This is a genomic window from Pseudomonas sp. Mb7 (genome assembly GCF_054790525.1).
In genome coordinates, this window is sequence record NZ_CP186501.1 from 1,695,872 (window position 1) to 1,709,654 (window position 13,783).

General features: G+C 58.6%; 13 protein-coding genes. 8 read left to right on the forward strand and 5 right to left on the reverse strand.

Translation table 11 applies throughout. The features are described 5' to 3' along the window. Positions 1-5: 5 nt before the first annotated feature. From ACOYXH_RS07800 to ACOYXH_RS07815, 4 genes are read right to left on the reverse strand one after another with little or no spacing between them, the layout of a single operon-like run. Positions 6-653, reverse strand: coding sequence for a CpsD/CapB family tyrosine-protein kinase (locus ACOYXH_RS07800; protein WP_137217211.1), 648 nt, complete (start codon positions 651-653; stop codon positions 6-8). Next, positions 653-1,399: a sugar transferase gene (locus ACOYXH_RS07805; RefSeq protein WP_095124748.1), complete on the reverse strand. Its 747-nt coding sequence runs from the start codon at positions 1,397-1,399 to the stop codon at positions 653-655. Before ACOYXH_RS07805 ends, ACOYXH_RS07800 begins: the two co-directional genes overlap by 1 nt. A gap of 18 nt (positions 1,400-1,417) precedes the next feature. After that, positions 1,418-2,455 (reverse strand): NAD-dependent epimerase, encoded by a 1,038-nt coding sequence (locus ACOYXH_RS07810; RefSeq protein ID WP_095047541.1) that lies wholly within the window; start codon positions 2,453-2,455, stop codon positions 1,418-1,420. After that, complete coding sequence (locus ACOYXH_RS07815) at positions 2,452-3,804, reverse strand: UDP-glucose dehydrogenase family protein (RefSeq protein WP_095124747.1); 1,353 nt, start codon at positions 3,802-3,804, stop codon at positions 2,452-2,454. Before ACOYXH_RS07815 ends, ACOYXH_RS07810 begins: the two co-directional genes overlap by 4 nt. Before the next feature lie 387 nt (positions 3,805-4,191). On the opposite strand from ACOYXH_RS07815, the gene ACOYXH_RS07820 reads away from it, so the two are divergent. The 7 genes from ACOYXH_RS07820 (at position 4,192) to ACOYXH_RS07850 (ending at position 11,567) form a co-directional block, all read left to right on the forward strand. Beyond that, the gene (locus ACOYXH_RS07820; RefSeq protein WP_460063995.1) at positions 4,192-5,889 is read left to right on the forward strand and encodes a sulfatase-like hydrolase/transferase; all 1,698 of its coding nucleotides are present in this window, start codon (positions 4,192-4,194) and stop codon (positions 5,887-5,889) included. A gap of 199 nt (positions 5,890-6,088) precedes the next feature. Next, positions 6,089-6,742, forward strand: coding sequence for an ABC transporter ATP-binding protein (locus ACOYXH_RS07825; RefSeq protein WP_095047538.1), 654 nt, complete (start codon positions 6,089-6,091; stop codon positions 6,740-6,742). Next, positions 6,739-9,210: an FtsX-like permease family protein gene (locus ACOYXH_RS07830; protein ID WP_460063998.1), complete on the forward strand. Its 2,472-nt coding sequence runs from the start codon at positions 6,739-6,741 to the stop codon at positions 9,208-9,210. The genes ACOYXH_RS07825 and ACOYXH_RS07830 overlap by 4 nt, the downstream gene beginning before the upstream one ends. Next, positions 9,200-10,267, forward strand: a complete 1,068-nt coding sequence (locus tag ACOYXH_RS07835; RefSeq protein WP_460064000.1) for a lipocalin-like domain-containing protein — start codon at positions 9,200-9,202, stop codon at positions 10,265-10,267. Before ACOYXH_RS07830 ends, ACOYXH_RS07835 begins: the two co-directional genes overlap by 11 nt. A 194-nt stretch (positions 10,268-10,461) precedes the next feature. Next, on the forward strand, positions 10,462-10,704 hold the full coding sequence (locus ACOYXH_RS07840) for a hypothetical protein (RefSeq protein ID WP_460064003.1): 243 nt from the start codon (positions 10,462-10,464) through the stop codon (positions 10,702-10,704). A 10-nt stretch (positions 10,705-10,714) separates the two neighbouring features. Further along, complete coding sequence (locus tag ACOYXH_RS07845) at positions 10,715-10,897, forward strand: hypothetical protein (RefSeq protein ID WP_460064005.1); 183 nt, start codon at positions 10,715-10,717, stop codon at positions 10,895-10,897. Positions 10,898-10,982: 85 nt separating this feature from the next. Next, positions 10,983-11,567: a hypothetical protein gene (locus ACOYXH_RS07850; protein ID WP_460064008.1), complete on the forward strand. Its 585-nt coding sequence runs from the start codon at positions 10,983-10,985 to the stop codon at positions 11,565-11,567. A 339-nt stretch (positions 11,568-11,906) separates the two neighbouring features. On the opposite strand, the gene ACOYXH_RS07855 is transcribed toward ACOYXH_RS07850, so the two are convergent. Next, positions 11,907-12,716, reverse strand: a complete 810-nt coding sequence (locus ACOYXH_RS07855) for a glycosyltransferase family 2 protein (RefSeq protein WP_460064010.1) — start codon at positions 12,714-12,716, stop codon at positions 11,907-11,909. A gap of 224 nt (positions 12,717-12,940) precedes the next feature. Here ACOYXH_RS07855 and ACOYXH_RS07860 point away from each other — a divergent pair, with 224 nt between their 5' ends. After that, on the forward strand, positions 12,941-13,753 hold the full coding sequence (locus ACOYXH_RS07860; RefSeq protein WP_460064012.1) for a VanW family protein: 813 nt from the start codon (positions 12,941-12,943) through the stop codon (positions 13,751-13,753). The last annotated feature ends 30 nt before the right edge of the window (positions 13,754-13,783 follow it).

Genomic DNA, 13,783 nt, shown 5'->3' on the forward strand with positions numbered 1-13,783 from the left:
TTCGCTTACAGGTTTTTGTAAAGCCATTTGGGCATGTAGTACTTGCGCCGGTTGAACACGCTACCGACCACTTTTGCTCCGGCCTGAGTCAGGCGTTGCACGGCGGCTTGCGCGACTTCCCAGCGGGTGTCTTCAGCGCGTACGACAAGCACCACGCCATCGACTTGCGTGCTGATCACCAGCGTGTCGGCGTCGGAGTACACCGCGTCGCCATCGATCACCACAAAGCGGTACTGGCTGCCCAATTGATCAAGCAACGGGCTCAGACGCTCGGCGGTCAGGTGTTCCAGGGTGCGGATCGGCCGGCCGTTGGGCAGCACGTGGAACGGCAGGCTCGAGACCTGCACCACGCAGTCCTGCAACAGCGGCGGTTTGTCGGGGTTGAACAGCAAGTCGCGCAGGCCGCGCTCCTTGCTCAGGTTCAATTGCTGGGTGAGATTGTTCGCCGACTGACTGGCATCGACCAGCAGCACTTGGCCGCTGCTCATTTGCGCCAGTTGGCTGGCCAGCGCCAGCGCACTGGTGGTGGTGCCTGAGCCGGGGTTGGCGGCGGTCAGGAACAGGATCCGCAGATCGAGATCCAGCACGGTCGAGGTCAGGTTCGATTCGCTGGGGGTGGCGATGCTCAGGCTTTTGTTGGTTGAACCGTCCATTAGCTTGCTCCGTGGCCGCTGAATACTTTGAAGGGGGTTTTCAACAGAATCTTCAGATCAAGCAGAAGGCTCTGCTCGGCGATGTAGCTGAGGTCCAACTCAACGCGCTGGTCGAAGTCGATATTGCTGCGTCCGGAGATCTGCCACAGGCCGGTCATGCCCGGATAGATCGCCAGACGGGCGAGGTGATTGTCTTTGTAGCGATAGGCGTTGAACGAGGTCGGACGCGGGCCGACCAGGCGCATGTCACCGGTCACCACGTTGATCAGGTTCGGCAGTTCATCGAGGCTGGTGCGCCGCAGAAAACCGCCGATGCGGGTGATGCGCGGATCGTGGTCGATTTTGAAATCGATGGCGTCGGCACCGTGCTTGTTGAGGTGACGCAACGACTCTTTCAATTCTTCGGCGTTGGCGACCATGGTGCGGAATTTGTACATGCCGAATTTGCGACCGCGGTAGCCGGTGCGCTTTTGTACGAACATCACCGGGCCTTTGCTGGAGTATTTGATGGCCAGTGCCAGGCCCAGCAACAGTGGTGAAATCAGTACCAGAATGACTAGCGCACCGAGGCAGGCGACCACGCGATTGGTGCGTGACAGTTGCCATGGCCGACCGCCGTCGCGGCCCGTGAACCAGCCGCGACCCTGGCGATGAATCGCCGCGTCGAGACGCATTCGGTGCTCGGGATCCACGCGCTTGTCGCGGCGCATTTCTAGGATCGGTACACCTTTCTCATGTCCAGTCATGGAGTCCTCCACATGAATTCAGCCGCGAACGGCGCGTGGGCGATAGGCAGTGGGGTAGTAGTCGCGGAACCAGGCGATAAAGCGTCCGAGTCCCTCATCCAGCTCTATCCGGGGCTGAAATCCGGTGGCCTGGGCCAGATCGCTGGCCTCGGCGCAGGTGTTGAGTACGTCACCCGGTTGCAGTGGCAGCAGCTCGACAATGGCTTTCTGGCCAAGGTGTTTTTCCAGCAGCGCCAGGTAGGTTTTCAGCTCGACCGGGTGCTGTCCGCCGATGTTGAACAGGCGCCATGGCGCCATGCTGCTGGCCGGGTCGGGCTGCTCGCGATCCCACTGCGGGTTGACCTGCGGTGGCTGATCGATAAGGCGGGTGATGCTCTCGATGATGTCGTCGATGTAGGTGAAGTCGCGCTGGTGCTCGCCGTAGTTGAACAGCTTCAGCGGTGTGCCTTCGCTGATCGCCCGGGCGAACTGGATCGGCGACATGTCCGGCCGACCCCATGGCCCGTACACGGTGAAAAAGCGCAGGCCGGTGCAGGGAATGCCGAACAGGTGGCTGTAACTGTGCGCCATCAGCTCGTTGGCTTTCTTGGTTGCGGCGTACAGCGACAGCGGGTGATTGACGCCGTCTTTCACGGAGTAGGGCGTGTGCTGATTGGCGCCGTACACCGAGCTCGATGACGCGTAGATCAGGTGTTCGACCGGGTGATGCCGGCAGCTCTCGAGAATATTGAGGAAACCGTTGAGGTTGCTGTCCAGATACGCCTTGGGATTGTCCAGCGAGTAACGCACCCCGGCTTGCGCGGCGAGGTGAATCACCACTTGCGGACGTTCGCGGACAAACAGCGCTGCGATGGCCGAGGCATCGGCCAGGTCAACCGTAGCGAGCTGGAAATCGCCGGCCTGCTCGCGCACCCACTGCACGCGGTCGTGCTTGAATTGCGGGTTGTAGTAGGCGTTGAAGTTGTCCAGACCGACCACTGAATGCCCGTCGCGCAGCAGCCGCAGCACGCAATGGGCACCAATGAAACCGGCCGCACCGGTGACCAGCACCTTCATGGCCGTAGTCCTTCAGGCGCAATGTGGCGCAGGCCGATGCCGCTGTAATGCAAACCAGCGGCGGCGACTTGTTCCGGGTTGTACAGGTTGCGGCCGTCGATGATCACCCTCGAACGGAGCTTTTCGGCGAGCAACTCGAAATCGACCACGCGGAAGTTTTTCCACTCGGTGCAGATCACCAGTGCGTCGGCGTCTTCCAGGGTGTCGTCGCGGGTGGCGCACAGGTGCAGATCGTTGCGGTAGCCGTAGAGGCGCCGGCATTCGGACATCGCTTCCGGGTCGTAGGCCTGCACGCTGGCTCCCTCGGCCCACAGCGCATCCATCAGATAGCGGCTCGGGGCTTCGCGCATGTCATCGGTGTTGGGTTTGAACGCCAAGCCCCAGATCGCGATGGACTTACCGGCCAGGCCTTGCGGGAATTGCGCTTTCAGTTTGCTGAAGAGGATGTGCCGCTGCAGGTCGTTGACGTCGGTGACGCTGCGCAGCAGTTTCAGCGGCATGCCGTTGTGTTCGGCGGTGTGCAGCAGCGCGCGCAGGTCTTTGGGAAAGCACGAGCCACCGAAGCCGCAGCCCGGATAGATGAAGTGGTAACCGATGCGTGGATCCGAGCCTATGCCTTTGCGCACTGCTTCGATGTCGGCACCGAGCAGTTCGGTGAGGTTGGCCAGCTCGTTCATGAAACTGATGCGCGTGGCGAGCATGGCGTTGGCGGCGTACTTGGTCAGCTCGGCGCTGCGGTTGTCCATGAACATCAGTTTTTCGTGGTTGCGGCAGAACGGCGCGTACAGCTCGCTCATTTGCTCGCGGGCCGCGTCATCGCGGGTGCCGACGATGATCCGGTCCGGGCGCATGCAGTCGGCGAGGGCACTGCCTTCCTTGAGGAATTCCGGGTTGGACACCACCCGCACTTGCAGATCAGTCTTGCCGCGACGCAGCAATTCGCTGTTGGCGGTGGCCAGCACCTGATCGGCGGTGCCGACCGGCACCGTGGATTTGATGATCAGCGTGCGATCGGCCTCCATGTGCGAGGCGATTTGGCGGGCGACGTTGAGCACGTGGCTGAGATCGGCAGAGCCGTCCTCATCGGCGGGGGTGCCGACGGCGATGAAAATCAGCTCGGCATGCTCGACCGCGTCACTGGCCTGGGTACTGAACAACAGGCGGCCGGCCTTGATGTTTTCCTCAAGCGTGCTGGACAAACCTGGCTCACTAATGGGCGGCACTGCTTGTTGCAGTTGTTTAATTTTGTTTGGGTCAATGTCCACGCATAAAACGCGATGACCGACATCTGCAAGTGCGGCGGCTTGTATAAGTCCGACATAGCCAGTGCCAAATACGCTCACGTCCATCTGCGCACCTCAATAACACCAAAAGTTAACTACGGAATGAGATTGTTAAAGGGGTATAGCGCAGCGTTTGAAAAGCGTGTCAGCAAAATGACATGTTGCATCTGTATAACACTTGAGCATTTTTTGGCGATTGGCCATCAAGTCATTGCTGCGATTGAATTTGTTGCTTTTGTGCAGATTTGTTCAGATTTTAAATAAGCGATAAACGGTCTTAAGCCTTTAATTTAAAGGCTTGTAGCGTTTGAGCTGTGTCAGATTTGAGTCACCGTTTTTTTGACGCTTTCTACTGAAAACAGTCAATTCTTGCGCTTTGATGGCCGGGTGCTAGTGTCAGGTTCTGACTGACAAACCTTTGACTCCCTGCCGTTTTGCCCGATCGGTATCGCCATGTTCAGATATGCCAAAGAAATGTTCTTAATTGTTTATTTACTGATTTATTCCGAATATTACATTGATCGGTTAAATGCTATCGGCCTCAGTTTTTCTGTACTTCTTTTTGGCGCGATGTTTTTGGCGCTGACTTTAGCGTTATATCTAACGGCGTATATAAAACAGGCTCTCATTCGCCACGTTTTCGCATTGGCAATGTTTGTCTCGGCAGTGTTTTTCGATGTCTATACCCGGGTCACGGCGGATTACCTGACCTACAGCGGTTTCGTTTCATTGGTTTACTCCGGCGGTTTCATCCAGGAAGCGGCGTACCAGTACCGTGACGCGATCCTGCGTGGCGTGCTTAGCGGTTTGCTGTTGCTGTTCGCCATCGGTCTGAAACCCCGCCATAGCCTGGCGATTCCCAACGCCTTGCGTGTGGCGGCGCCGCTGTGTGGTGTGCTGCTGCTCAGTGCTGTGCTGTTTTTGCGTGCGGGTGAGGGCGCCCGGGGTTTGCCGATCATGTACACGCCGCTGGCCTACCTCAACCTGTTTGCCTACGAAGCGCTGCACAACACCGTCGGCCCGCGTGAACCGGTGACGCTGGCGCGCAACTCGCAAGCGGTCGGCCACGATATCGTGCTGATCATCGACGAAAGCATCTCCGGCAATTACCTGGACATCAACGCGCCGTTCGGCGTGCACAGTAACCTCAAGCAGGCGCACGCCGGCGTCGGCATCTTCAATTACGGCTTCGCCGCGTCCATCGCCAATTGCAGCGCCGACACCAATGTGACCCTGCGCTACGGTGGCACCCGCGCTGATTACATGCGCATCAACACTACGTTGCCGTCGATCTGGCAGTACGCAAAAAAAGCCGGTCTGCGCACGGTATACATCGACGCCCAGCGCACCGCCGGCAACCTGCAGAACCTGATGACCGACACCGAGAAAAAGGACATCGACGAATTCGTGCAATTCGACCAGACCAGCGTGCGCGATCGCGATATGGCCGCTGCGGCGAAGCTCATCGAACTGCTCAACGACGACAAACCGCAACTGGTGGTGATCAACAAAGTCGGCGCGCACTTCCCGGTGCACGACAAATACCCGGATGCGTTCATGGCCTACCGTCCGACCTTGCCGCGCGGGCAGTTCACCGAGGTGGCCGATACCGGCGAACGCAACGGTTTCAATGGTCAGCCGGATGACTGGGTGCTGTACCGCAATGCCTACAAGAACACCGTGTTGTGGAACGTCGGCGAGTTCTTTGCGCGGGTGTTCGCTCAGGCCAGTCTGGACAATGCGCTGCTGATCTATACCTCTGATCATGGCCAGGATCTGCATGAGCGCGGCAATCCTGGATTGAATACCCATTGCGGCGGCGACCCGGTCGAGGAGGAAGGGCTGGTTCCGCTAGTGGTGATCCAGGGCAGCCAGTTGAAGACGCTGGACTGGTCGGCGCAATTGGCGGCGAACAAGGATCGCTCCAGCCACTACAACATCTTTCCGACGCTGTTGCAGTTGATGGGCTATGACCTGGCGGGGATCGAGGCTGTTTATGGCAAGCCACTGAGTGTCGCGACGGCGGATGAGTTCACCTTCAACTACCGCTTCAATGCGCGGTTGGGGGCCAAGCCTGAGTGGAAGCACATTGATCTGGGCAGCATTGTCACGCCGTCGCAGGCGCCGACGAGTGTGGCGGCTGGTCAGTAGACTTTGTGCTGGCAGGACTGGCCCCATCGCTGGCAAGCCAGCTCCCACAGTGTTTTAGGGTGAATTCAATACTTGTGAGCAACGTCATTCCCTGTGGGCGCTGGCTTGCCAGCGATGAGGCCATTGAGTTCACTGCAAGATTCAAGTCTGTCATCGCCATCCGCTATCCTTGCCCCACACTGACCGATCAGGTGGCGGCATGCTTCGTGTTGAAAACGTCTTCAAAAGCTATCTCACCCCGCAAGGCCCATTGCCGGTGCTGCAAGGCGTCGACCTGACGCTGGAATCCGGCAGCAGCCTGGCACTGATGGGCGAATCCGGCAGTGGCAAAAGCACCTTGCTGCACCTGGTGGCCGGCCTCGACAAAGTCGACAGCGGCAGCATTCGCAGCGGCGAGCATCGTCTTGAGGCGATGAACGAAGCGCAACTGGCGAACTGGCGGCGTAGCGAAATCGGCTTGGTGTTCCAGCAGTTCAACTTGATCGGCAGTTTGCGCGTCGAGGACAACCTGGCGTTTCAGGCACGCCTGGCCGGGCGCCACGAGCCGCGTTGGCAGGCGCATCTGGTGCAGCGTCTGGGCTTGGGCGATTTGCTTAAGCGTTATCCCGAGCAACTTTCCGGTGGTCAGCAGCAGCGGGTCGCGTTGGGCCGGGCGCTGGCCTCGCAGCCGAAATTGCTGTTGGCCGATGAGCCCACCGGCAGCCTCGACGAAGCCACCAGCGACGAAGTATTGCGGTTGTTGCTGGAATTGCTCGATGACACGCCAACCACTTTGTTGATGGTCACCCACAGCCCGCGAGTCGCGGCCCGATTGGCGCAGCGAGTGGTGTTGTCCAGCGGGCGGCTGACGTGATCGTTTTCCGACAAACCCTGCGTGCGCTGCTCAGCCATTGGCGGCGTCATCCAGTGCAGTTTTTCAGCGTGCTGACCGGCTTGTGGCTGGCGACCAGTCTGCTCACCGGCGTGGAGGCGCTGAACAGTCAGGCGCGCGACAGTTACGCGCGGGCCAGCCAATTGATCGGTGGCGAACCGCAGGCCAGTCTCAGTACGCCGAACGGGGCGACTTTTGCGCAGCAATGGTTCGTTGATCTGCGCCGAGCGGGCTGGCCGGTATCGCCGCTGTTGCAGGGGCGGTTGCTGCTCAAGGGCATTGAGAATCAGCGGCTGCAATTGATGGGTATCGAACCGGTGTCGTTGCCGGCCGATTCGGCGGTGGCCGGGCAGGCGTTGCCGATTGAGCGTGTTGTCGAGTTTTTCACGCCACCGGGCAGTACGTGGATTTCACCGGAAACCTTGCAGGCGCTGGATCTGCGTGAAGGCGACACGCCGCAAACGGCTAATGGTCTGCGATTGCCACCGCTGCTCGCGCAAAAGGACATGGCGCCTGGCCTATTGCTGGTGGACATCGGCGTCGCGCAAACCCTGCTTGAACAACCCGGACAATTGTCGCGCCTGTTGCTGCCCAAGGATTTTCACGCCGAGTTGCCGGCCTCCTTCAAAGGTCTGTTGCAAATCAAAAGCAGCGGCGAGGAAAACAATCTGGCGCGGTTGACCGAGAGTTTTCACCTGAATCTCGATGCGTTAGGGTTTTTGTCATTCGTGGTGGGCTTGTTCATCGTCCACGCTGCGATTGGCCTGGCTCTTGAGCAACGACGCGGTCTGCTGCGTACGTTGCGCGCCTGCGGGGTCAGCGCGCGGATGTTGATCGTGTGCCTGATCGTCGAACTGGGTGTGCTGGCGCTGATCGGCGGATTGTTCGGTGTGATCAGCGGCTATTGGCTGGCGAGTGTCTTGCTGCCGGATGTCGCCGCCAGCCTGCGCGGTTTGTACGGCGCGGAAGTGGCGGGGCAGTTGCGCCTCAGTCCGTGGTGGTGGTTCAGCGGCATCGGTTTGAGCCTGCTCGGCGCCTTGCTCGCCGGGTCCAACAGTCTGCTGCGCGCCGCCCGTTTGCCGTTGTTGGCCGTAGCGGATCCGCAAGCCTGGCATCAGCAATATGCACGTTGGCTGCGTCGACAAGGCTGGCTGGCGGCAGTGCTCGGTTTGCTGGCCTTGGTGGCATTGATCTGGGGCGACAGTCTGGCCAGCGGTTTTGTCCTGATGGCCGGGTTGCTGATCGGCGCAGCGTTGGCTTTGCCAGTGTTGCTCAGCGCGCTGTTGAATCAGTTGCTCGGGCGCAGTCGCTCGGTGCTGGGGCAGTGGTTTCTTGCCGATTGCCGTCAGCAACTGCCGGCACTCAGTCTGGCGTTGATGGCGCTGCTTTTGGCACTCGCCGCCAACATCGGTGCCGGCAGCATGACCGCCGGTTTTCGCCAGACCTTCGATGACTGGCTCGAACAACGCCTGAGCGCCGAGCTGTATATCAACCCGAGCAATCCGGCACAGTCGCGGGAAATGTACAGCTGGCTAAAACAGCAGCCGAACATTGCGGCGATTCTGCCCAACTGGCAGGTCGCGGTGACGTTGCAGGGCTGGCCGGCGGAAGTGTTCGGCATCATCGATCACGCGTATTACCGCCAGCACTGGCCGTTGCTCGATGTCAGTGGCAGCGACCCGTGGGCGCATCTGGCCACGGATGATGCGGTGATGCTCAGTGAGCAAATCGCCCGGCGCCTGAAACTACACGTGGGTGAACACGTGGCGATTCCGACACCCAACGGCACTTGGTCGCCGCGCATCGTTGGCATCTACGCCGACTACGGCAATCCCAAGGGGCATTTGCTGGTCAGCATCCACCACCTGCTGCGCGGCTGGCCGCAACTGACGCCGAACCGCTTCAATCTGCGTATTGACCTGCAGAATATCCCGGGACTTTTAGCAGCATTGCAGACGCGTTTTCAACTCGATGACAGTCGCATCGTTGATCAGGCGCGGCTCAAGGGCTGGTCGGTGCAGGTCTTCGAACGGACCTTTGCGGCGACGGCGGCGTTGAACAGTTTGACCCTGGCGGTGGCGGGTGTGGCGCTGTTCATCAGTCTGCTGACGCAAAGCCAGAGTCGCCTAGGTCAACTCGCACCGCTGTGGGCGTTGGGCGTAACGCGGCGGCAATTGATGCTGCTCAATCTTGGTCAGACCTGGCTGTTGGCGGTGCTGACGCTGGTGTTAGCGTTGCCGTTGGGGATCGCGCTGGCATGGTGCCTGGATGCGGTGATTAACGTTCAGGCGTTTGGCTGGCGGTTGCCGTTGCGGGTGTTTCCGCTGCAATTGCTGCAATTGATGGGGCTGGCGTTGCTGGCGACGTTACTGGCCTCGGCGTGGCCACTGTACTCGCTGTACCGCACGCAACCGGCGGACCTGTTGAGGACGTTTGCCCATGAGGATTAACTTCGTTGTGCTGATGATTTTGTTGCTGCTCGGCGGTTGCGATCAATCGGCACCGGAGCAGAAGGGCTTCGCCGGGATGGGCAATCAGGCGATGGCGTTTACGCCGGTGGTGCCGGGGCGGGTGTTCAGTTTTCCGGCAGATCACGCTGCCCATGCGGGTTTTCGCATCGAGTGGTGGTATGTCACCGCCAATCTCAAGGATCAGCAGGGTAACGAATTCGGCGTGCAGTGGACGCTGTTTCGCAGTGCATTGAAACCAGTGGCGGAGCAGGCCGGGTGGGCTGATCAGACGATCTGGCTGGGGCATGCGGCGGTGACTTCGAGCACGGTACATCACGCCGCCGAACGTTACGCCCGAGGCGGGGTGGGGCAGGCGGGTGTGCAACTGGCGCCGTTCGAGGCGTGGATCGATGATTGGCGGTTCGCCAGTCAGGCGCAGGATCCCCTGAGCGACCTGCAACTCAGCGCTCGCGACAAGGATTTCGCCTATCAACTGCACCTCACCTCAAGTCGCCCGTTGGTGTTGCAGGGCGACAAGGGTTTCAGCCAGAAATCCGAAGAAGGTCAGGCGTCGTATTACTACAGTCAGCCGTTTTTTCAGGCTAGCGGCACGTTGCAGATTGACGGCCAGAGCTACGCCGTCAGTGGCCCCGCGTGGCTCGATCGCGAATGGAGCAGCCAGCCGCTGACCGCCAATCAAACCGGTTGGGACTGGTTCTCTCTGCACCTGGACAGCGGTGAACACGTGATGCTGTACCGCATGCGCCAGAAGGACGGCGCGCCTTATCTCACCGGCACGTGGATAGCCGCCGATGGCCAGACGCAAACCCTGCGCAGTTCGCAGATCCAGCTCACCCCGCAAACCACGGCCAAGGTCGCCGGCCGGGCGATGCCGGTGAAATGGTCGATCAGCATCCCCGACAAACACCTCGACATCACCCTCGACGCGCTCAACCCCAATGCCTGGATGAACCTGCGCATCCCTTACTGGGAAGGCCCGGTGCACATCCGCGGCAGCCATCCCGGCCAGGGCTATCTGGAAATGACCGGGTACTGACAGCGCCTCGTAAAAACTGCGAGTTGTAACGGGCGCAGAATCCGGATCTGACCGAGATCAAAATGTGGGAGCGAGCCTGCTCGCGAAAGCGCCCGCCCAGACACCACAGAGAAATTGGCCGGAACTCCGCTGCTTCTCAACCCCTCTACCAAATATCTCTCACACCTTTGCGAAACCCCGTCGAGGACTTCCCCATGAGCGACGACCTGCACCCCCCAGACATGACCACCTGGCAGCGTCTGTTCGACGACCAGACCTACTGGCAGCAATCCCCCGACGCGCACTATTTCGACCTGCAACGCATCGCCGACGACCTGCTCGGCCAAGGCGCCATCGACCTTGAGCAATGGCAGATCCTGCGCGCCAAGGCCGATGACCTGCACGAGGATTCACCCGCGATCAACGTCACCCGTGAACTCGACGACCCCGAAGCTTGAGGACAACCCAATGAAACCCATCACCCAAGACCAACACCCCGACGAACCCCGGCCACCGGGCGAAACCGAACGCGACAACGACGCCCTGCGCCCCACCGATCCCAAACAACGTGAAAATAGCGGGAAGGGCACGCCCAGTGGCGAATCAACCGCGCAGGACACCGCAAAACAACAAACACCAGCCAAGCCCTGAACAGCGTCTATGCTCAGTGGCACGTCCGCCGCCGAAGCCACTTCGGCGCCGGGCGCTGCCATTCATCACAGGGAAAGTATTGCTTATGAAGCTCAACGCACTGGCCAAGGCCATCACCCTCGCAACCGTACTGTCCGCCACCAGCTTCGGCGCCTTTGCTGCCGATATTCCGCTGTCTGCCACTTTTGAAGCCGGTCAGGTCACCACCAAAGTGCTCTCCGTCGATGCCGCCAACCATCAGGTTGTGCTCGAAGGTGCCGAAGGTAAGCCGGTACACGTTCAGCTCAGCGACAAGGCGAAAAACCTCGCCAATCTCAAGGCCGGCGATCAGGTCAACATCCAGGTACAGCGTTCCGTCGCCGCTTACCTCGACACCAATGTGGATAAAGGTCTGCCTGGCACCACCGAACGTACCGGTGAGTTGCGTAAGGCTCCGGGCAGCGATAACCCCGGTGGCGAGGCGTACAGTCAGGTTCAGGTACAACTGAAAATCACCAAAATTGATTTGAAGACAAATCAGGTGACCCTGCAAAACCCGGCGGGCGTATCGAAAGTTCTCGACGTGAAAAAGCCTGAAATTCAAGCCAAACTGAAAGATCTGAAAGAAGGGCAAAGCGTTATTGTCACTTACACCGATATCTTGAAAGTGACTAGTCAACACGAAAGTTGAGTATTAGCTCTACAGAATGATTGTTCTTGTACAGCTTTAAGTATGAGAACAATCATATAAAAGATCTGTAGGAAGTTTCCCGGTAAATATCGGTGGTACACAGTTTTTAACTTTCTGGTACATAAATTTCATGTTTAAGCATGAGGACATATCTGCCAACTTCCATTAAAATCCCTCCCGTTCGCCCAGTGTCAGGGCTCTTTACCGGTGCATGGATTGCCAGGCCATTACACTGGGCGAACACCTCTTCGGAGAAGTTGTATACAATTCTCACAAACAAAAAGGGCGACTTTGAAGTCGCCCTTTTTGTTTGCCATGAATCAAGTTGAAACCTGCACCTCAGGCATTGCCTTGCTGCCCTTGAAAGCGCTTCAGTGTGGCCTGATACATTTTTGTCCTACGGTGATTTGCCCCGTAAGTACCCGCTGCCGCGACAGTTCCTGACTGGATGTGATCCAGATAGCTGAAAATCTTGCGCGGCGACAGAAACTTGATGCCATAGCCCAAGCTGCTCATGCGATCTTGCAGCGCATAACCGGGCACCTGCTCATCCATGCAGAAGTGCAAGCCCTGGGACTTCATCAAACGTGCGTTCCACAATGTGCAGAAACTCTTCAGATGAGTTTCTTTGTAGGGTCTTGGCATTTTCGAGCGCAGGCCAAGACGCACTTTTGCTTTACGAACATAGTGCTTGCAGAAACGCGAAGTTAAACGCCAGGTGTCACGCACAATCCCGCGATTGAGTTGTTCGACACAACCGACTGCAGCCATGTCCGGGGTTTTCGTGCACTCGCGCATCATCATGGCAAACACTTCTTTGTCGTAGACAAAGGTGTCGGTGTGCAACAGAAACAGATAATCGGTGTCGACTTTTTCCAGCGCCAGATCCAGGGCCTTGCCATGCGCAATATGGCCGACTTCCTTGCCCGGCGAAGGCCGTTCGATCAAGTTGATCCAGTCGAGCGTGCGCAAGTAATCCAGACTGGCATCCGCCGAATCGTTATCCACCACCCACACCGGAATGCGTTGCTCCTGGACGTGCTCACGCAAAAGCTCGAGGCACATTCGGGTGATGTCCGGGGTTTTGTAATTTACCAAGACGAGGCTGAAGTTCGACGATGGCTGGGTTGGTAAATCAAACGCTTTCATGTCGGAAGGACTCATCTGCGATTCAAGGGCGACAGGGTTTCGTGGCTGCGATCGTAGCGAAGCAACCTTAGTCGAACCTTAATTTACGGATGTGACGGTAGATGTATGCCGAAGAGAGACGACTGATCTTATGAAATGCATGGGGTGCTGCCGGTCATTACCGGATAAAATGCGCGCCCCTCTCACGGTTCAAGGAAGAAACGGCGCACGCCGTTGTGTCACGGATGAAACCACTCTCCCTCTACCACCCGGCCTTGTACTGGCTGCGCGTGTGGCAAAAAAGACTGTTCCGCCAGATTGCCTGGCGCTGTTCCAGCAAACGCTACGCACGCCCCGTCGCCACAGCCGAGCGCCTGCCTTATCGCTACCTCAAACACACCTCGAAACTCATCCGCAAACTCGGCGACTCCGACCTCGCCCTGCAACACAACAAAGTCATCAACCTGAAACTCGCCGTCGCCGCCATCGACAGCGTCATCATCGCCCCCGGCGAACACTTTTCCTTCTGCCGCCTCGTCGGCCGCCCGACGTTGAAGCGTGGCTACGTTGAAGGCATGGAACTGTCCTTCGGCGAAGCTCGACGCGGGGTAGGCGGTGGCATTTGTCAACTGAGCAACCTGATTCACTGGATGGCCATTCATTCACCGCTGGTGGTGGTCGAACGCTCCAACCACAGCTTCGACCCGTTTCCGGATGAGGGGAGGGTGCTGCCGTTCGGGTCCGGGGCGGCGATTTTCTACAACTACGTTGATCTGGTGCTGCACAACCCGACGGATCGGCACTTCCAGCTGAAATTGAACGTCGGCGAGACACAACTCGAAGGGGAGTTGTTGTGTGATCGGGTGAGGGAATATCGCTATCACGTGTTTCAAGAGGCGCATCGGTTTGTGCGAGAGGGTGCGCGGGTGTATCGGGAGAACGAGATTTGGCGAGAGGTCAGGGAAAAAGGGCAGGTGGGGGCATTGGTGGAAAGGGAAAGGCTTTATCGGAATCGGGTCGTGGTGAAGTATGAGGTGGCGGGCGAACTGGTTGAGTAGATGCATTGTGAATGCGGGGTTTCAGCTTTG